12 protein-coding genes are annotated in these 20,458 nt (G+C 72.5%); 9 read left to right on the forward strand and 3 right to left on the reverse strand.

Annotated features, from left to right (window positions below; genetic code table 11):
• The first annotated feature begins 49 nt into the window (after positions 1–49).
• Both N8J89_RS15280 and N8J89_RS15285 read left to right on the forward strand, forming a co-directional pair.
• Complete coding sequence (locus N8J89_RS15280) at positions 50–661, forward strand: response regulator transcription factor (protein ID WP_283665007.1); 612 nt, start codon at positions 50–52, stop codon at positions 659–661.
• Positions 658–1,233 carry a helix-turn-helix transcriptional regulator gene (locus N8J89_RS15285; RefSeq protein ID WP_283665008.1) on the forward strand — a complete coding sequence of 192 codons (576 nt, stop codon included), beginning with the start codon at positions 658–660 and terminating at the stop codon, positions 1,231–1,233. The genes N8J89_RS15280 and N8J89_RS15285 overlap by 4 nt, the downstream gene beginning before the upstream one ends.
• A 51-nt stretch (positions 1,234–1,284) precedes the next feature.
• Here N8J89_RS15285 and sbnB read toward each other — a convergent pair whose 3' ends face one another.
• The 3 genes from sbnB to N8J89_RS15300 are packed head-to-tail and all read right to left on the reverse strand — an operon-like array spanning position 1,285 to position 3,517.
• The gene (gene sbnB, locus N8J89_RS15290; RefSeq protein WP_283665009.1) at positions 1,285–2,295 is read right to left on the reverse strand and encodes a 2,3-diaminopropionate biosynthesis protein SbnB; all 1,011 of its coding nucleotides are present in this window, start codon (positions 2,293–2,295) and stop codon (positions 1,285–1,287) included.
• Complete coding sequence (sbnA, locus tag N8J89_RS15295; RefSeq protein ID WP_283665010.1) at positions 2,289–3,302, reverse strand: 2,3-diaminopropionate biosynthesis protein SbnA; 1,014 nt, start codon at positions 3,300–3,302, stop codon at positions 2,289–2,291. Before sbnA ends, sbnB begins: the two co-directional genes overlap by 7 nt.
• A 5-nt stretch (positions 3,303–3,307) precedes the next feature.
• Positions 3,308–3,517, reverse strand: a complete 210-nt coding sequence (locus N8J89_RS15300) for an MbtH family protein (protein ID WP_252482540.1) — start codon at positions 3,515–3,517, stop codon at positions 3,308–3,310.
• Positions 3,518–3,875: 358 nt separating this feature from the next.
• Here N8J89_RS15300 and N8J89_RS15305 point away from each other — a divergent pair, with 358 nt between their 5' ends.
• From N8J89_RS15305 to N8J89_RS15335, 7 genes are read left to right on the forward strand one after another with little or no spacing between them, the layout of a single operon-like run.
• The gene (locus N8J89_RS15305) at positions 3,876–13,307 is read left to right on the forward strand and encodes a non-ribosomal peptide synthetase (RefSeq protein WP_283665011.1); all 9,432 of its coding nucleotides are present in this window, start codon (positions 3,876–3,878) and stop codon (positions 13,305–13,307) included.
• Between the two features lie 22 nt (positions 13,308–13,329).
• Positions 13,330–14,619 carry a diaminobutyrate--2-oxoglutarate transaminase gene (gene ectB / locus N8J89_RS15310; protein ID WP_283665012.1) on the forward strand — a complete coding sequence of 430 codons (1,290 nt, stop codon included), beginning with the start codon at positions 13,330–13,332 and terminating at the stop codon, positions 14,617–14,619.
• A gap of 10 nt (positions 14,620–14,629) precedes the next feature.
• The gene (locus N8J89_RS15315) at positions 14,630–15,550 is read left to right on the forward strand and encodes an ornithine carbamoyltransferase (protein WP_283665013.1); all 921 of its coding nucleotides are present in this window, start codon (positions 14,630–14,632) and stop codon (positions 15,548–15,550) included.
• Positions 15,551–15,570: 20 nt separating this feature from the next.
• Entirely contained in the window at positions 15,571–17,868 is a 2,298-nt protein-coding gene (locus tag N8J89_RS15320; RefSeq protein WP_283665014.1) for a lantibiotic dehydratase, read from the forward strand.
• On the forward strand, positions 17,865–19,307 hold the full coding sequence (locus tag N8J89_RS15325; RefSeq protein WP_283665015.1) for an amino acid adenylation domain-containing protein: 1,443 nt from the start codon (positions 17,865–17,867) through the stop codon (positions 19,305–19,307). The genes N8J89_RS15320 and N8J89_RS15325 overlap by 4 nt, the downstream gene beginning before the upstream one ends.
• Positions 19,304–20,209 carry a threonine ammonia-lyase gene (locus N8J89_RS15330; protein ID WP_283665016.1) on the forward strand — a complete coding sequence of 302 codons (906 nt, stop codon included), beginning with the start codon at positions 19,304–19,306 and terminating at the stop codon, positions 20,207–20,209. The genes N8J89_RS15325 and N8J89_RS15330 overlap by 4 nt, the downstream gene beginning before the upstream one ends.
• Complete coding sequence (locus N8J89_RS15335; RefSeq protein ID WP_283665017.1) at positions 20,206–20,454, forward strand: phosphopantetheine-binding protein; 249 nt, start codon at positions 20,206–20,208, stop codon at positions 20,452–20,454. Before N8J89_RS15330 ends, N8J89_RS15335 begins: the two co-directional genes overlap by 4 nt.
• The last annotated feature ends 4 nt before the right edge of the window (positions 20,455–20,458 follow it).

The following is a 20,458-nucleotide window of genomic DNA, read 5'->3' on the forward strand; positions in this document are numbered from 1 at the left end:
GCACGTATTGGCTGACCGGCAGGAGGCAACACGAGCGAGGAGGAACCGGATGGGTGAGCCGGTACGGGTCAGCGTGGTGGCGCTGGACCCGATGCTGGAAGCCGGCGCGACCGGTGCGCTGCACAGCTGCCCCGATCTGGCCGTGGCCGGGCCGGGGGAGCCGCCAGAGGTGACCGTGGTGATCGTGGACGCGGTCACCGGCACCGTGCTCGACCTGGTGCGCGAGACCCGCGACGGGCCGGACCGGCCCGAGGTGGTGCTGGTGGCCACCGACCTGGCCCCGGCCGAGGCCCTGCACGCCATCGCGGCGGGCGCCCGCGGCCTGCTGCGCCGCCGCGAGGCCAGCGCGGACCGGCTGGCCCGCACCGTGCTGGCCGCCGCGGGCGGGGACTGCACGGTGCCGCCCGACCTGCTGGACGAGCTGCTGGAACACCGCGCCCGGCCGGTGCCGCGGGCGGGGATCGGCGGGGTGGCGCTGAACGAGCGGGAACGCGAGGTGCTGCGGCTGGTCGCCGACGGCCGGGAGACCGGGGAGATCGCCCAGCAGCTGTGCTACTCGCCGCGGACGGTGGTCAGCGTGGTGCACGACATCACGCACCGGTTCCGGCTGCGCAACCGGGCGCACGCGGTGGCCTACGCGCTGCGGGCGGGTCTGCTGTGACCGCGCTGCGGGTGCGGCTGGCCGCCACCGACGCCCTGGCCAGGGCAGGCGCGCTGGAACTGCTGGCCAGGGCGGGGATCGCGGTCGACCCGGCCGCCGCGCCGGTCACCCTGGCCGCGGGCGGCACCGTGGAGGAGGCCCTGGACGCCACGGCGGACCCGGCCGACCGGCCGGTCATGGTGCTGGCCGACACCTTCGCCCCGGCCGGGGTGCTGCGCGCGGTGCGCACCGGGGTCAGCGTGCTGCTGCACGCCCGGCGCACCACCACCGACCAGTTGGTCGCCGCGGTGCACTCGGCCCGGCATGGTGACGGCCGCCTGCCCTCGGAGGTGCTGGCCCGTCTGTTGTCCGGGCCGGAACCGGCGGCGGTGACCGCGCCGCGCACGCTCACCGCGCGGCAGACCGCGGTGCTCACCCTGATGGCCGACGGGCACGGCAACGCCGCGATCGCCCGCTCCCTGTCCTGTTCCGAGCACACCGTGAAGAACGTGATCTACGAGCTGATGGCCCGGTTGCAGGTGCGCAACCGCTCGCACGCGGTGGCCCGCGCGGTCCGCGCCGGGCTGATCTGACCCCCCTGCCAAGGAAGAAGGCCCCGTCGGTGACGACGGGGCCTTCGCGGGTCAGCCGGTGGAGCTCATCGCGGCCTCCCCGGCGGGTAGGAAGTCGGTCAGCTCCACCCCGAGCCCGGACTCCCGCGCCAGCCGCAGCACCAGCGCGGACACCGCCAGGTCGAGCACGCCGAGACCGAAGGGGGAGAACAGGGTCACCCGGTCCGCATGCCGGTGGTGCTCGGTGCCGGCGGTGAGCAGGTCGCCGAGCGCGCCGGTGATGAACTCGCGGTGGCCAAGGTGCTGCTCGGCCAGGTGCAGCGAGGTGGCGGCGCGGCACACGTGGTCGTGGTCGTCGACGATGTTCACCGCCGCGCGGACCCCGTCGATGGTGACATCGCGCAGGGACAGGCCCAGCACCAGTGTGCCGGGGCGGCAGGCGTCCAGGTCCGTGTGCGGCACGGAGGCGGTGGTGGCGAAGGAGACCAGCCGGTGCGCGGCAAGGGCCTCAGCCAGCTCGGCGGCCACCGTGACGGTCAGGCCGGGGCCGCAGCGGGCGGCGAAGGACTCCGCCCGGTCGCGGTCCAGGTCGAACACGGTCACCGCGCGCAGCTCCGGCCGCACCACCCGCAGGAACCGCAGCACCTCCCGGTTGATCACCCCCGTGCCGACCAGCGTCACCCCGGAGTCCGGTGCGGCACCAGGAAGTGTGGCCGCGGCCAGGGCCGCGCTGGCCGCGGTGCGGCGCGCCGAGATCGTCGAACCCTCCAGCAGCGCAACGGGGTTGCCGGTGCGCATGGAGTTCAGCACAATCGCCGCCGAGGCCCGTTGCAGGCCGAGCTCGACGTTGCCGGGGAAGCTGGCGATCCACTTCATCCCGGCCACCGCCTGCGCCCCACCGAGGTAGGCGGGCAGCCCGATGATCCGGTTGCGGGTGTCGTCGGGGAACCGCAGGAACACCGAGTGCGGCAACGCGGTCTCACCCCGCGCGTGCTGCACGTAGGCCTGCCGCACCGCGGCCAGCACCTCCAGCTCCCGCCCGTCCAGCACCCGCCGGACCGCGTCGTTGCCGAGGATCAGCACCTGGCCACCTCCATCGCGTCGTCCTTCCACAGCTCGGTGACATCGCCGAACTGGGCCGCGACCCAGTCGTCGTCGTAGATCGTGTCGAGGTACCGCTCACCGCGGTCGGGCAGGATCAGCGCGCAGTTCGCCCCGGCCGGGATCCGCTCCCGCAGCCGGTGCAGCGCGCTGACCACCGCGCCGGAGGAGCCACCGGCCAGGATCGCCTCCCGCACCGCGAGCCTGCGGCAGCCGACCACGCAGTCCAGGTCGTTGACGTGCACCACCTCATCGGCCAGCCCCGGCCGGAACAGCTCCGGCGGCACCGCCGCGCCGTGCCCGGGGATCAGCCGCCTGCCCACCGGTGGGTGGAAGATCGCGCTGCTCTCCGCGTCCACCGCGATGATCCGCACCGCCAGCCCGTGCTCGCGCGCGTACTCCGCGCAGCCGCGCAGCGTGCCGGCCGAGCTGACCGTGCACAGCAGGAAGTCCAGCTCGCCGTCCAGCGCTTCGACGATCTCCCGCATGGTGCCGCGGTGCGCCCAGGCGTTGCGCGGGTTGCCGTACTGGTTGGGGCAGTAGGCATCCGGGATGGTCGCCAGCAGTTCCAGCACCCGCCGCCTGCGGATCGGCAGGTACTCGCCGGTGGCCGGGTCCCGGTCGGTGACGGTGTGCACCTCGGCGCCGTAGGCCCGCATGATCGCGATGTTCTGCGGGTTGGTGCGCGGGTCGACCACGCACACGAACCGCAGGTCCAGCAGCCGGCACACCTGGGCCAGACCGATGCCGAGGTTGCCGGAGCTGGACTCCACCACCACCGACCGGCCGGGCACCACCGCGCCGGTGCGCACCGCCTCGGTCAGCATCGCGTGCGCGGACCGGTCCTTGATGCTGCCACCGGGATTGGCCGCCTCCAGCTTCGCGTGCACCCGGAACCCGCTGCCGGGCAACAACCTGGTCAGCTCGACCAGCGGGGTCCCGCCGATCGTGCCGAGCACCCCGGCCGAACCGGTGCCGTAGCCGCTCATGCCGGTCAGCTCACCTGTTCCATGCGGCGGCGCAGGCTCAGCGGGCGCATGTCGGTCCACACCCGGCCGATGTGGTCAAGGCACTCCTGGCGGGAACCCTCGGTGCCCTCGGCGTGCCAGCCCAGCGGCAGCTCGCGGTCGGCCCGCCAGATCGAGTACTGCTCCTCGTCGTTGCGCACGACGCGGTACACGGCCTCGTCGTTCTCCTCGGTCATGACCGTCCTCCGGGGATCGGGGTAGGTCGTGTGTGGTGGGTCTTGTGCGTGAGCGCCGGAGTCCAGCCCGTTCCTGGTGGTGCCGCCGGAATGGCCTCGTACTGGGCGTACTTGGCCGTTCCGGCGGTGCCGCCAGGGACGGGCTGGGCCCGGCGGTCGCGTGCAAGACCCACCACACACGACCTGGGGCCCGCCGAGCGTGCCGTTCGAGATCTCCTGCGCCATAGGGACAAACGCGCACCCGAGGTGGCGGGCGAGCGCTGCCGCTCCTTCCCTGGTGGCGGTGCCGCTGCGGGCCGCAGTCTTCGGGGGACCAGGGCCGAGCAGGTGGAGGTGACCGGTGGACAGCGGTGCCAGGGTGACATCGTTCGCACAGCAGCGGCTGTTGTTCCTCGACCAGCTCCGGCCCGGCGCGCCGGACTACCTGCTGCCACTGGCTCTTCGGGTCCGCGGCGAGCTGGACCTGCCCGCGCTGACCGGCGCGTTCGCCGTGATCGTGGCCCGGCACGAGGTGCTGCGAACCCGCTACACCACCGCCGGCCAGGTGATTGAGTCCACAGTGGACATTGATCCGACCTGGCACGACCTCAGCGGCACAACGGATGCGGAGCGGCGGGCGGCCGAACTCGTCGAAGAGGAGCTGCGGCAGCCGATCGACCTGTCCACCGCGCCGCCACTGCGCCTGACCCTGATCCGGCTGGCCGCCCAGGAACACCTGCTGCTGTTCGTGGTGCACCACATCGCCTTCGACGGCTGGTCCTGGGGTGTGCTGGCCCGCGAGCTGGCCGCCGGATACCGCGAGCGCACCGGCGGTCCCTCGGCCGCGCTGCCACAGTTGTCGTTGCAGTACGCGGACTTCGCGGCCTGGCAGCGCGAGCGGCTCACCGGTGACCGGCTGGCCAAGTTGCTGGACTTCTGGCGCACCAGCCTGACCGGCCTCGCCCCGCTGGAGTTGCCCACCGATCGGCCGCGCCCCACCGTGTGGGACGGCGCGGGCGACGTGGTCCGCTTCCAGTTGCCGCCCGTGCTGCTCGCCCAGGTCGACGCCTACGCCCGGAGCCGCCGCGCCACCCGGTTCATGGTGCTGCTGGCCGCCTTCGAGGCCCTGCTGGCCCGTTGCACCGGGCAGACCGACCTCGCGGTGGGCACGCCGGTCGCCGGGCGCACCCGCACCGAGGCCGAACCGCTGATCGGCCTGTTCGCCAACACCGTGGTGCTGCGCGGAGACCTCTCCGGGCGGCCCAGCTTCGCCACCCTGCTGGACCGGGTGCGCGCCAACGCGCTGGCCGCCTTCTCGCATGCGGAGGCGCCGTTCGAGCGGATCGTGGCCGAGCTGGCCCCGGACCGCGACCTGTCCCGCAACCCGCTGTTCCAGGTCTCCTTCTCGCTGCGCAACGCGGTCGCCGAACCGGTCACCCTGCCCGGCCTGGACACCGGGCTGGTGCCCACCCCGCTGCTGGGCACCCCGTTCGACCTGTTGCTGGACATGGACATCCGCGCCGACGGCAGCCTGGCGGCCAGGTTGCAGTACGCGACCGCGCTGTTCGACCAGCCCACCGTACGCCGGCTCGCCGAGGGCTTCCAGCAGCTCCTGCGTACCGCACTGTCCACACCGGACACAGCGGTGGCCGAGATCGAGCTGATCTCCGCCGAGGACCACCGCGACCTGATCACCAAGTACAACGACACCGCGACCGCCCTGCCCACCGGTTGCCTGCACGAGCTGTTCGCCGCCCAGGCCGCACGCACCCCGGCGGCGGTGGCCCTGCGCGGCCCCGACGGCGAGCTCACCTTCCGGCAGCTGGACGAGCACGCCAACCAGATCGCACATCACCTGCGGGAGCACGGAATCGGCCCGGAGTCCCTGGTCGGGGTGTGCCTGCCGCGCGGCTTCGACCTGGTGGCCACGCTGCTCGGCGTGCTCAAGTCCGGCGGCGCCTACCTGCCACTCAACCCGGCCGACCCATCCGGCCGACTGGCCGCTCTGCTCACCGAGGCCGGGGTCTCGCTGCTGGTCACCACCGAGCAGCTGAGGCCCGCGGACTGGACCGGGGTGACCACCACGATGCCCGCGCGCGAGGGCGGCACGGGCGCCGTCGCCCCGGTCCAGCTCGCCTGCCCGGACAACGCGGCCTACGTGATCTTCACCTCCGGCTCCACCGGCCGCCCCAAGGGCGTCACGATCACCCACCGGAACCTGGTCAACTACGTCAGCTGGGCCGCGACCGCCTACGGCAGCCACACCCACGGCAGCACGCTGTACTCCTCGGTCGCCTTCGACCTGCCGGTCACCTCGCTCTACCCCGCGCTGCTCTCCGGCCTGCCGGTCACCCTCACCCCCGACGACGGCTCACCCGGCCTGGACGCCCTGGTCAACACCTTGGAGCGCAACAGTTTTGACCTGCTCAAGCTCACCCCGACCCACGTCGGCGTGCTGGGCCAGGAACTCTCGCCGGACGCGCTGCGCAACTGCGCCCCGCACGTGGTGGCCGGCGGCGAACTGCTGACCGGCGCGCTGCTGGACCCGTGGCGGCGGCACGCGCCGGACACCGTGGTGTTCAACGAGTACGGCCCCACCGAGACCACCGTGGGCTGCTCGGTGCTCATCCGCCGCGCCGGTGAGCTGGACTCCGGCCCGCTGCCGATCGGCGCGCCGATCGCCAACACCACCATGTACGTCCTGGACGCGGAGCTGCGGCCGGTGCTGCCCGGTGCGGTGGGGGAGCTGTACATCGGCGGCGACCAGGTCGCCCGCGGCTACCACAACCAGAGCGCGCTCACCGCGGCCAAGTTCGTGCCCGACCCGTTCACCCCCGGCGCGCGGCTGTACCGCAGCGGCGACCTGGTGCGCCACCGCGCCGACGGCGAGCTGGAGTTCGTCTCCCGCACCGACACCCAGATCAAGATCCGCGGCTTCCGCATCGAACCGGGCGAGGTCGAGGCCGCGCTCACCGCGCACCAGGACATCCGCGAGGCCGCCGTGGTCGCCCGCGACGGCAACCTGGTCGCCTACCTGGTGTCCACAGTGGACATCGACCTCACCGGGCTGCGGTCCGGGCTGGCGCTGACCCTGCCCGAGCACCTGGTGCCCGCGCGGTACGTGGTCCTGCCCGAGCTGCCCAAGACCGCCAGCGGCAAGGTCGACCGCAAGGCCCTGCCCGATCCGGCCGCGCACCGCCTGCCCAGCGGCATCGAGCACGTGTCCCCGCGCACCCCGGTCGAACACGCGGTCGCCGCGGTCTGGGCCGAGCTCCTGGAACTGCCAGAGGTCGGCGTGCACGAGGACTTCTTCACCCTCGGCGGCAACTCGTTGCTGGCCACCCGGATCGCCGCCCGCCTGCGCGCACAGCTCGACGTCGAACTGCCGCTGGCCGAGGTGTTCACCGCCCGCACGGTCGCCCGCCTGGCCGAGGTGATCACCGCCGCGGAACCCCGCCGACTGCCGATCACCCCGGTGCCGCACGACGGCCCGCTGCCGCTGTCCTTCGCCCAGCAGCGCCTGTGGTTCCTGGACCGGCTGGCCCCAGGCGCGACCGACTACCTGGTCCCGTTCGCCCTGCGCCTGACCGGCGAACTCGACGAATCAGCCCTGCGCGCGGCGGTGTGCGACCTCGCCGACCGGCACGCGATCCTGCGCACCCGCTACCTCGAACAGGACGGCGAACCGGTCCAGCTGATCGACCAGACCGCCCGCATCCCGTTCACCACCGTCACCACCGACGGCGACCCCCTGGACCTGGTGCACGCCGACCTGCGCGAGCCGTTCGACCTCACCACCCAGCTCCCGGCCCGCGCGACCCTGATCCGGGTCAGCATCACCGAGCACCTGTTCCTGCTGACCCTGCACCACATCTGTTCCGACGGCTGGTCCGCCGAAGTCCTGGCCACCGACCTGAACCGCCTCTACACCGCCCGCCGCGACGGCGAGACACCGCCAGCCCCGCTCCCGGTGCAGTACGCCGACTACGCCGCCTGGCAGCGCGCCACCGCCGACACCCCGGAGTTCGCCGAACGCCTTGACCACTGGCGACACAGTCTCACCGATCTGTCCACAGTGGACTTACCCACCGATCGCCGTCGCCCCAGGGTCCGGGACTGGCGTGGTGACCGGCTCGCCGTGGAACTGCCCGCAGACCTGGGCCGCGCCGCCGAGAACCTGGCCCGGCAGCACGGTGCCACCCCGTTCATGGTGCTGCTGGCCGCTTTCCAGGCCCTGCTGTCCCGGCACGGTGGCGGCCAGGACATCCCGGTCGGCACCGCGGTCGCCGGTCGCGGCCGCCCCGAGCTGGACGGCCTGCTCGGCTTCTTCGCCAACACCCTGGTGCTGCGCGGAAACCTCAGCGGCGAGCCCACCTTCACCGAACTGCTCACCCGCGTCCGCGACACCGCACTGGACGCCTACGCGCACGCCGACATCCCGTTCGAGCGCATCGTCGAGGAGCTCGCCCCCGAACGCGACCCCTCCCGCAACCCGCTGTTCCAGGTCATGTTCGAGCTGCGCCCGGACAGCCCGGCCCCCTTCACTCTGCCGGGACTCGGCGTCGAGCAGGTCGGCATCAGCTGGCCGATCGCCAAGTTCGACCTGATGCTCTCCGTGCTGCACCGCGCGGACGGCTCCCTGCGCTGCGGCTTCGAGTACGCCACCGCGCTGTTCGACGAGTCCACAGTGGAACGACTCGCCGCGCACTACGGCCGCCTGCTCGCCGAGGTCCTGGCCAACCCGGACCAGCCGCTGCACCGCATCGACTTCCTCGACACCACCGAGCGGACCCAGCTCACCCTGGGCTGGACCGACTCCTGGACCCAGCGCCCCACCAGCACCCTGCCCGACCTGATCACCGAACAGGCCCGCCGCACCCCGGACGCCACCGCCGTCCTCTTCGACGACACCACCCTGACCTACGCCGAACTGCACACCCGCGCCGACCACCTCGCCCGCCGGCTCCGCACCCTCGGCGTCCGCGCGGAAACCCCGGTCGCGGTGGCCCTGCGCCGCAACGCCGACCTGGTCACCGCGGTGCTCGCGGTGCTCAAGGCCGGTGGCGTCTACGTCCCGATCGACCCGGCCCACCCCCGGCAACGCCGCGAACACGTGCTCACCGACAGCGGTGCCCAGGTCCTGATCAGCCAGTCCTGGATCCGTGACGACCTGCCGGACACCACAATCCCGCTGCTGCTCCTGGACGAACCCGGCCCCGAGCCGAGCAGCGAGCCACTGTCCACACTGGATCCTTCCGGCGCGGCCTACGTCATCTACACCTCCGGCTCCACCGGCCGGCCCAAGGGCGTGGTGATCAGCCACGAGGCCATCCGCAACCGCGTGCTGTGGACCGTCCGCGAACACGGCCTCGGCCCGGCCGACCGGGTGCTGCAGAAGACCACGGTCAGCTTCGACGCCTCGATGTGGGAGTTCCTCGCCCCCCTGGTCACCGGTGGCACCGTGGTCGTCGCCGCCGATGGCGTTCCGCGCGACCCGGCTGCCATGGTCGCCGCGATGATCGAGCACCGCGTCACCGTGCTCCAGCTGGTGCCCTCCGTGCTGCGCGTCCTGCTCCAGCAACCGGACCTGGCCGACTGCACCGCCCTGCGCCAGGTCTTCTGCGCAGGCGAACCCCTGCCCGCGGACCTGTGCGCCGAGCTGCTCCGCCAGGTCCCGGTGCGGCTCACCAACACCTACGGCCCCACCGAATGCGCCATCGACGTCACCGCCTGGGAGTACACCGGCGCGGAGCCGAACGAGATCGTGGCCATCGGCCGCCCGCTGGACAACACCCGGATCCTGGTGCTGGACCAGCACAACCAGCTGGCCCCGGTCGGCGTGCCCGGCGAGCTCTGCGTCGCCGGGGTCAACCTGGCCCGCGGCTACCTCGGCCGCGGCGACCTCACCGCGGAACGCTTCACCCCCAACCCGTTCCCGGCCGAACCCGGCGAACGCCTGTACCGCACCGGCGACCTGGCCCGCCGCCGCGCGGACGGCGTCCTGGAGTACTTGGGCCGCCTGGACCGTCAGGTGAAGCTCCGCGGCGTCCGCATCGAACCGGGTGAGATCGAGATCGCCCTCTGCGAGCATCCCGCGATCACCGCCGCCGCGGTCGAGGTCTACGGCGTCGGCGAGGACCAGCGACTGGTCGCGCACCTGGTCACCAGCACCGGGATCGACCCGGCCGAGCTGCGCGCGCACCTCGCGGAACGCCTGCCCGAAGCCATGATCCCCGCCGTGCTGCGCACCCTGGACGCGCTGCCGCTCACCGCCAGCGGCAAGATCGACCGGGCCGCCCTGCCCGGCCTCGACGGCCTGGACGCCGGGGTCGACCACATCGAACCCCGCACCCCGGCCGAAGCCACCGTGGCCGCCCTGTTCGCCGAGCTCCTCGGCCTCACCCGGGTCGGCGCGACCAACGACTTCTTCGCCATGGGCGGCCACTCCCTGCTGGCCACCCGCCTGGTCTTCCGGCTGCGCACGGCATTCGGCGTGGACGTCCCGGTCGCCGAGGTCTTCACCTGCCGCACCGTCGAGTCGCTGGCCCACCTGGTGTCCACATCGGACAGCAAGACCGAGGTGATCACCAGGGCACCCCGGGACGGCGAGCTGCCGCCATCCTCGGCCCAGCGCCGCATGTGGTTCCTCGACCAGCTCGAACCCGGCAGCACCGAGTACCTGGTGCCCCTGGTGCTGCGCCTGCACGGCCCGCTCGACCTGCCCGCCTTCGCTGGAGCCCTGGACGACGTGGTGGCCCGGCACGAGATCCTGCGCACCCGCTACCCGGCCCCGGCCGGCGAGCCGATCCAGGTCATCGACCCGCCCGCCAGCCTGGACGCGCACCCGATCGACCTCACCGCGCTGCCCTACCAGGAAGCCGTGGCCCAGGCGGAAACCCTGGAGCACGCCGACACCGCCCGCCCGTTCGCGCTGGACCGCGAGATCCCGTTCCGCGCCCTGCTGATCCGCATCCGCCCCGAGGAGCACCTGGTCGCGCTCACCGCGCACCACATCGCGGTGGACGCCTGGTCCATCGACGTGCTCACCAGGGACCTGGGCCGCTACTACGAGTCCCGCACCGCCGGCTCTGCCCCGTCGCCCGAACCCGCGATCCAGTACGCCGACTTCGCCGCCTGGCAAACCCACTGGTCCACCGGCCCCGAGCCGGAACGCCACCTGGCCTACTGGCGCGACCGCCTGGCCCACCTGCCCCAGCTCGAGCTCCCGAGTGACCGCCCACGACCGTCCACAAGGGACAGTCGCGGGGACCTGCTGACCATCGAGGTGCCCGCCGAGACCACCGCCGCGGTGGACGCACTCGCCCGCATGCACGGCACCACGCCGTTCATGGTGCTACTGGCCGCTTTCCAGCTGCTGCTCGCCCGGCACACCGGGTCGCAAGACGTCGCGGTCGGCACCCCGGTCGCCGGTCGCACCCGGGCCGAGGTCGAGGACCTGCTCGGCGCGTTCCTCAACACGGTGGTGCTGCGCGAGTCCCTGGACGGCGTGCCCAGCTTCGCCGCCCTGCTCGGCCAGGTCCGCGGGCACGTGGTCGACGCCTTTGCCCATCAGGACCTGCCGTTCGAGCGACTGGTCGACGAGCTGCAACCCGAACGCGACCTGTCCAGGAACCCGCTGTTCCAGGTCATGTTCGAGCTCCAGCAGGCCCAGCGCACCCCACTGCGCCTGCCCGGCCTCACCGTCGAACGCGTCCAAACTCCTTGGCGCACGGCGAAGTTCGACCTCACCCTGTCCCTGGGCCGCCGCGCCGACGGCAGCCTCACCGGCCTGTTCGAGTACGCCACCGCGCTGTTCGACCGGTCCACCATCGACCGGATGGCCGGGCACTACCTGCGCCTGCTGCACCACGCCGTCACCCGCCCCGACCTGCCACTGGACGCACTGGCCATGCTCACCGAACCCGAGCGCGCCCAGCTGCTGCACGAGTGGAACCCACCGGCCGCCCCGGAAACCGCGGCCTGCGTGCCCGCGCTGTTCGAGCAGCGGGTGGCGGCGCATCCGGACGCCGAAGCGGTGACCTTCGGCCCGGACCGCCTCAGCTACGCCGAGCTGAACACCCGCGCCAACCGGCTCGCCCACCACCTCCGGGACCTGGGCGTCGGCCCGGAGCAGATCGTCGCGGTCTGCCTGGACCGCGGCCTGGACGCGGTGATCTCCCTGCTCGCGGTGCTCAAGGCCGGTGGCGCCTACGTGCCAGTGGACCCGGACCACCCGGCCGACCGGCTGGCCTTCATGCTCGAGGACGCCACCGCCCACCTGGTCATCACCACCGGCGACCGCCCCGTGGCCACCGACCGGCCGGTCGTCCGGCTGGACCGCGAGGCTCCGGCCCTCGCCCAGCGCCCGGCGCACAACCCCGAACCCCTGGCCACCCCGGCCCACCTGGCCTACATGATCTTCACCTCCGGCTCGACCGGCCGCCCCAAGGGCGTGCTGATCGAACACGGCTCCTACGCCCACCACTGCCGGATCATCGCCCGCGAGTACGACATCCAGCCCACGGACCGGGTGGTGCTGCTCTCCGCGCTGACCTTCGACGTGGCCATGGACCAGATCGCGGCCACCCTGCTGATGGGCGCGACCATCGTGGTCGCCGACCCGCTGTTCTGGAGCCCGGCCGAACTGCCGGACCGGATCCACGAACACGGCATCACCATCATGGAGATCACCCCCGCCTACTACCGCGAGGTCCTGCGCGGCCTGCGCCCCGGCGACCCCAGGCTGCGTGGCCTGCGGCTGATGAACGTCGGCAGCGACGTGGTCACCGTCGACGACGCCCGCCGGTGGGCCGATACCGGGCTGCCCGGCCGGTTCCTGTGCAACTACGGCCCCACCGAGGCCACCGTCACCTGCCTGCTGCACCCGGTCGGCGAACTGCCCGCCGAGGCCCGCGCCGAGGCCGCCCTGCCGATCGGCCGGCCGGTGCCCGGCACCAGGGCCTACATCGTGGACCGGCACGGCGACCCGGTCCCGGTCGGCGTGCCCGGCGAACTGCTGCTCGGCGGCGTGCGGCTGGCCCGTGGCTACCACCGTCGACCCGAGCTGACCGCGGAGAGGTTCGTCCCCGACCCCTTCGGCGGGGAGCCAGGGGCTCGCCTGTACCGCACCGGTGACCTGGTGCGCTACCTGGCCGACGGCACCATCGAGTTCCTCGGCCGGATCGACCAGCAGGTCAAGCTGCGCGGCTTCCGCATCGAGCTGGGCGAGATCGAGGCCGTGCTCGCCCAGCACCCGGCGGTCCGCGCCGCGGTCGTGCTCGCCAGGGAGGTGCGGCCGGGGGACCGGCGGCTGGTCGCCTACCTGGTGCCGCAGGACCGGACCCCGGAGATCACCGACCTGCGCGCGTTCGCCGGGGAGCGGCTGCCCGAGTACATGGTGCCCGGCCTGTGGACCTTCCTGCCGGAGCTGCCGCTCACCCCGAGCAAGAAGGTCGACCGGAAAGCCCTGCCACAGGCCGAGATCGACCGCCCGGTCCTGGAGATCCCGTACCTGGCCCCGCGCACCCCGACCGAGGACATCGTGGCCGGGATCTGGGGCGAGGTGCTGGGCCTGGACCGGATCGGGGTCGAGGACGACGTGTTCGCCCTCGGCGCGCACTCCCTGCTCGCCACCCGGGTGCTGGCCCGGCTCAACGCGGTCTTCGGCATCGACCTGCCGCTGCGCCGCCTGTTCGAGGCCACCACCGTCGCCACCGTCGCCGAAGCGGTGCACGCGGCGATCGAAGCGGAGATCGACCAACTCTCCGACGAAGAAGTCGCCGCTCTGCTGGCCGAGCCCGGCGAGCGCTGACCGCCACCCGAGAGGACCCGCCATGACCGTCACCGCGCACCACCCCGGCACGCACACCGCGGCCACCGACTTCTCGGTGTTCCAGGACCTCGAGTCCGAGGTGCGCAGCTACTGCCGGAAGTTCCCGATCGTCTTCCACCGGGCCAAGGGCGCCGAGCTGCACGGCGAGGACGGCCGGGTCTTCATCGACTTCTTCTGCGGCGCGGGCACCCTGAACTACGGGCACAACAACGAGTTCATCAAACGCCGCCTCACCGAGTACCTGGCCGCCGATGGGATCGTGCACGGCCTGGACATGCACACCGTGGCCAAACGCGAGTTCCTGAGCGCGTTCGCCGAGACCGTGCTGCGGCCGCGCGACCTGGACTACAAGATCCAGTTCTGCGGCCCGACCGGCACCGACGCGGTGGAGGCCGCGCTGAAGCTGGCCCGCAAGGCCACCGGCCGCACCGGCGTGGTCGCCTTCACCGGCGCCTACCACGGCATGTCCCGCGGTTCCCTCGCGGTCACCGGCAGCCGACGGGCCCGCCGCGCGGGCGGCATCGGGCCATCGGAGGTCACCTTCGTGCCCTACGAGGACGGTCCACAAGGGACATTCGACTCGGTCGGCTACCTGGAGCGGATGCTCGCCGACCCGTCCTCCGGGTTCGAGGTGCCTGCCGCGGTGATCGTGGAGCCGATGCAGATGGAGGGCGGCATCTACCCGGCCTCCCCGGACTGGCTGCGCAGCCTGCGCGCGCTCACCGAGCGGCACGGCATCCTGCTGATCTTCGACGAGATCCAGGCGGGTTGCGGCCGCACCGGCACCTTCTTCTGCTTCGAGCACGCCGGCGTGGTGCCCGACCTGGTCACCGTGTCCAAGTCCATTGGCGGCTACGGACTTCCGCTGTCGTTGACCCTGTTCCGCCGCGACCTGGACGTGTGGGAACCGGGCGAGCACACCGGCACCTTCCGCGGCAACCAGCTGGCCTTCGTCGCCGCCACCGCGGCCCTGGAGCTGTGGCGGCAGACCAAGTTCCACACCGACCTCGCCGTGGCCGCCCGCCGCCTGGACCGCTTCCGCACCGAACTGACCGAACCGGCGATCGCCACCCGCGGCCTCGGCATGGCCCTGGGCATCGACCTCGCCCAGGCCGGTGGCCCGGAGCGCGCGGACCGGGTGCAGCGGCACGCCTTCGAGCACGGCCTGATCGTGGAGCTGTGCGGCCGTCACGACGAGGTGGTCAAGGTGCTGCCGCCGCTGACCATCGACATCGCCCGGCTGGACCGCGGCCTCGACGTGCTGCGCGACGCCCTGCACACCACCCGGTGAGGAGACGACCATGGCCGACCGACGGCACCTGATCTCCATCGACGACCTGTCCGAGGAGGACCTGCGCTGGCTGGTCCAGCGCGGCGCGGACTATTCCGCCGGACGGTTCGACGGCGCGAAACCGTTGCGGGACCTGGTGGTGGCCGTGCTGTTCCGGCGCACCTCCACCCGCACCCGCACCGCCTTCTCCGCAGGCGCGCTGCGCCTGGGCGCCCAGCTGATCACCTACGGACCCGGCGACCTCCAGGAGAACACCGGCGAGTCGGTGGCCGACACCGGCGCGGTGCTCTCCGGGATGCTGGACGTCCTGGTCGCCCGCACCGCAGGCCCGGAACGGGAACTGCGCGAGTACGCGGCGCAGCAACGCATGTCGGTGATCAACGCGATGACCGCGGAGGAACACCCCACCCAGGCCCTCACCGACCTCACCACGATGACCCGCCACTTCGGCCGCGTCGACGGACTGCGCGTGCTGTACGTGGGGGAGGGCAACAACACCGCCACCGCGCTGTCCCTCGCCCTGACCCGCTTCCCCGGCACCGAGCTGCACCTGCGCACCCCGAACGGCTACGGCGTCCCGGCGAGCTTCCTGGAACGCGGCGCCATCAGCGCCAAACGCGGCGACGCCCGCATCGAGCAGCGGCACGACCTGGCCGACCTGCCCGAGGTCGACGTCGTCTACACCACCCGCTGGCAGACCACCGGCACCAGCAAACCCGACCCGGACTGGCGCACGCGGTTCGCACCGTTCCAAGTGGACAGTCGGCTGATGGAGTCCTGCCCCGGCGCGGTGTTCATGCACGACCTGCCCGCGCACCGCGGCGAGGAGGTCACCGCCGAGGTGCTCGACGGACCGGTCAGCATCGCCTTCGCCCAGGCGGAGAACAAGTACCACAGCGCCCGCGCCGTCCTGGAATGGTGCACGGCCTGAACCGAAAGGTGTCCGAGGCGATGTCCGACAACGTGTTCCTCCCCACCGGCGACTGGCGGCTGTGGTCCCAGTTCTCCTTGCGCGGACCCGGTTTCCCCGCCGCCGGGGTGCTGCGGCTCGCGCCGGACGGGCTCGCCGCGGCCGCGGACAAGTTCGACGAGCAGCTCACCGGCGCGGACTGGGCCGCCTTCGAGGAGGAGTTCGGCGCGGCCGCGGTGCGCACCGCGCGGGAGCTCCAGGACATCGCGGCCCGGCCGGACTTCCGCGCCGCGGTGGCCTGGCAGAACCGCACCGTGCTGGACACCGGCATCAAGCCCTTCCTGGCCTGGACACCCAGCGCGGACAACCGCAGCAGCATGCCCCGCCAGCGGGAAGAACTGGTCGCGCACTACTGGCAGCGGTTCTGCGTCAAGAACGACACCATCGGCTTCTTCGGCCCGGTCGGCTGGGGCCGGTGGGACCTCGGCCAACCCGGCGTGACGATCGACCCGGGCACCGGCCTGATCGCCGAGTCCACCGTGTACTTCTCCAGCTGGGCCATCGACACCCTGGCCCGCGTGCTCGGCGAGGACCCCGCACTGCGCCGCTGGATCCCGCCCCGCCGGGTCTCCTTCGTCCGCATCGCCACCGACGCCGTGCACCTGCCCGGCCGACCGTCCCAGCCGATCACCCCGGACCAGCGTGAACTCCTGCTGCGCTGCGACGGCACCCGATCCCCGGTCGACCTGGCCGCACAGCTCAACCGGCCAGAGGCAGAGGTGCTGGCCGCGATCGAGGACCTGGTACGGCGGCGGTGGCTGGTGTGGCGACTGGAAGTGCCGACCAGCGCACACCCGGAGCAGCACCTCCGGTCCACAGTGGAGCGAGTGGGCGATCCTGAGGTGCGCGAACGGGCACTGGCCAAGCTGACCGTGCTGGAACAAGCCAAAGCGCGCATCCACGACGCCTACGGCGACTCCGCCGCCCTGTCCACCGCGATGGCCGCACTGGAACAGGACTTCGCCACCCTCACCGAGTCCGCGGCCGTGCGCGCCAAGAACAGCCGCACCGCGCCCTGCCGCTCCCTGGTCTACGCCGACTGCCGACGTTCGGCCACCGCCACCCTCGGCGCCGCGGTCCTGGCCGAGCTCACCCCGCTCGCCCTGTGCCTGACGGCTGCCCGCTGGCTGACCAACCGCTTCGCCGAGGCGATGACCGGCCGCATCCGCGCCGCACACCGGAAGCTGCTGGACCGGCACGGCCGGGTCGACCTGGGCGCGCTCTGGTTCGAGTGCCTGCCGGTGCCGCACCCCGACTCCACGGCCGAGATCGACCGCATCCAGGCGGAGCTGCGAGCACGCTGGGCGCGGATCATCAAAGCCCCCCAGGGTGTCCGCCGGGTCCGACTGTCCGCTGTGGACATCGCGGACCGGGTGCACGCGGAGTTCGGCGAACCTGGGCTCGCCTGGAACATCGCCCGCTACGTCAGCCCCGACGTGCTGGTCCTGGCCGAGAACGCCGAAGCGGTCGCCCGCGGCGAGTTCGAGCTGGTGCTCGGTGAGCTGCACGTGGCCATGAACACCGTCGGCGCCTCGCTGTTCGCCATGCAGCACCCGGACATCACCGAGCTGCTCGCCGAGACCACCAGGGACTTCCCCGGCCCCCGGGTGATGCCCATGCTGCCCAAGGAACAACCGCCGCGCTGGTCCACCCGCAGCCGCCCGGCGCTGGTGCGGCCGGAGGACTACTTCATCGGCATGGTCGACTACACCGCCGATCCGCACCACCCGCGCGCCCTCAACAGCGCCGACGTCGAGGTGGTCGACTGCGACGGCGAACTGCTGCTGATCCTGCCTGACGGCACCGAGTTCCCGCTGCTGGACGTCTTCGGCAACGCCCTCACCAACCGCGTCATGGACCGGTTCTCCCTGCGCCCCAACGCTGATCACAGTCCACGGATCACCGTCGACCGAATGATCATCGCGCGGGAGACCTGGCGGATCCCGGCCGCGGACCTGGTTTTCGCCGCGGAGAAGACCGAGTCCCGCCGTTTCGTCCGGGTCCGGCAGTGGCGCGAGGAGCTGGACCTGCCCCGGTTCGTCTTCGTCACCTCGCCTGCCGAACCCCGGCCGTTCTACGTCGACTTCGACAGCCCGGTCTACGTCACCATCCTGGCCAAGGCCGCCCGCCGCCTGGCCCGCACCGACCCGGAGGGCAGGCTCACCATCAGCGAGATGCTGCCCAACCCGGAACAGGCCTGGCTCACCGACGACCAGGGCAACCGCTACACCTCGGAGCTCCGCTTCGTCGCGGTGGACCAGACCGGTGGTGCGGCATGACCGGCTTCGTCGACGACATCCTCAACCACCCGCCCGAGACCACCGCGATCATCACCCCGGATCACACGGTGTCCTACGGCGAGCTCCGCAACCGGATCGTCCAGTTGGCCCAGTGCCTGGTGTCCGACGGGGTACGCCCCGAGCAGGTCTGCGCCATCGCCGTGCCCAGATCCGTCGACGCCGTGGTGGCCATGGCCGCGGTGCTGCACGCAGGCGGCGCGTTCCTCACCCTGGACATCGACCAGCCACCCCAACGCCTGGCCACCCTGCTCGGCTGCGCGACACACCTGCTCACCACCAGCGCCACCGGCCTCCCGTTCAACGGCCCCACCACCCTGCTCGACCAGCTCACCCCGGTCACCGCCCAACTTCCCACTGTGCCAACACAATCCCTGGCCTACGTCAGCCACACCTCCGGCTCCACCGGCACCCCCAACGCCGTGCTCATCGAACGCCGCGGCCTGGACTCCTACCTGCGGTTTCTGGTCCAGGACTACCACCTCGACCCGGACACGGTCGCCGTGCAGCTGGCCCCGCTCGGCTACGACGCCTCGATCCGCGACACCTTCGCCCCACTGCTCGCCGGCGGCCGCCTGGTCTTGGCGCCCCGCGCCGACCTGCTGCGCGCCAACGGGTTCGCCGAGGTCATCCGGCGGTACCAGGTCAACTCCGTGCTGAGCGTGACGCCCTCGTTCCTCACCTTCCTGGCCCAGCACCAAGGATCCTTCGACGGGCTCCGGCTGGTGGTCGCCAGCGGCGAGTCCCTGCGCCCGTTCCTCACCGCGGGCGGACGCGAGCTGATCACCGGTGACCTGGTCAACCAGTACGGCCCCACCGAATGCACCATGACCTCCACCCGGCACCACGTGCCCACGACCCCGGATCTCAACGCCGACCACATCGGCGACCCGATCCACGGCGTCACCGCGCACCTGCTCGACGGGCAGGGAAACCCGGTGCCGGACAACGCCATCGGCGAGATCCACCTCGGCGGCATCGGCGTCGCCCGCGGCTACGCGAACCGCCCCGCGCTGACCGCCGACCGCTTCCGCCCGGACCCCTTCGGCGAACCCGGTTCCCGCCTGTACCGCACCGGCGACCTGGCCCGCCGCACCGGCAACGGCCTGGAGTACCTGGGCAGGATGGACCGCCAAGTCAAGATCCGCGGCTACCGGGTCGACCCGGCCGAGGTGGAGTCCGCGCTGCTGACCCATCCCGCGGTCACCGGAGCCGTGCTCACCGCCGCCACCGACGACCGCGACCGGGTGCACCTGGTCGCCCACCTCACCGGCGACCTGGCGGAAACCACCGACGCCGAACTGCGCACCCACCTCGGGAAAACCTTGCCGCCACACCTGATGCCGCGCCGGTTCGCCCGCATCGACCACCTGCCCACCACCAGCACCGGCAAGGCCGACCGCAAGGCCCTGGCCCGATGACCGCGCCCACCCTGCGCCTGGGCCGCGCCGACGTCCGCGCCGCCGCCGAGCGAATCGCCGACCACATCAGGCCCACCCCGCTGCTGCCGTGCCTTCCCGGCCTGCGCCTGAAGGCCGAGCACCAGCAGCGCGGCGGCTCCTTCAAGTTCCGCGGCGCGGCCAACGCCCTGCTCGGCACCCCGGCCACCGCGGTCGTCACCGGTTCCTCCGGCAACCACGGCATCGCGGTGGCCACCCTCGGCGCCCGCCTCGGCATCCCGGTCACCGTCGTCATGGCCGAAGGAGCCAGCCAGGCCAAAGCAGCGAAGATCCGCAACCTCGGCGCGACGGTCATCGCCGTGCCCGGGGGAGTGGCCGCTCGCGAGCACCACGCCCGCGACCTGGCCGCCCGCGCCGGCGCGTTCCTGCTGCCCTCCTCCGACCACGCCCTGGTGGTCGCGGGCGCGGGCACGGTGACCCTGGAGATCCTCGCCGACGCGCCGGACACCGGCACCCTCTTCGTGCCCACCGGCGGTGGTGGCCTGCTCGCGGGCGCCTGCCTGGCCGCGCTGGACCACCCGGTCCGGGTGATCGGCGTCGAACCGGCCGCCTGCCCCCGCTACGCCCGCTCGCTGGCCGCCGGCCACCCGGTCGAGCTCCCACCCTCGGACACCATCGCCGACGGCCTGCGCGGCCAGCGTCCCGGCGAGGTCCCGTTCCCCATCATCCAGCACCGGGTCGACGACCTGGTCGCGGTGTCCGATGAGGACATCAACCAGGCGCTCGACCTATTGCAGCACAACGGGGTCAACGCCGAACCCAGCGGGGCGGTCGCCTTCGCGGGCGCACTGCGCGCCGGGTGGCAGGGCAACACCGTCGCGATCGTCTCCGGCGGAAACACCACACCGAAAGGACTCCCGTGACCAGCAACCTCAAGGTAGACGTGCCCGAGCTGCTCGCCGCCATCTACCGCGAAACCCTGGGCGATGCCACCCTGGACGCCGGCAGCGACTTCTTCGAAGCCGGTGGCGACTCCCTGGCCGCGTTCCAGATCACCGCCCGCATCCAGGAGTCCCTCGGCGTCGAGGTGCCGGTGGCCCTGGTGTTCGCCTACCCCTCGCCCGCCGACCTGGCGAGTGTGGTGGACCTCGAACCGGCCCAGGGGTGAGGCC

The sequence above is a fragment of the Crossiella sp. CA-258035 genome (genome assembly GCF_030064675.1).
In the GTDB taxonomy this organism is placed as follows: Bacteria; Actinomycetota; Actinomycetes; order Mycobacteriales; family Pseudonocardiaceae; genus Crossiella.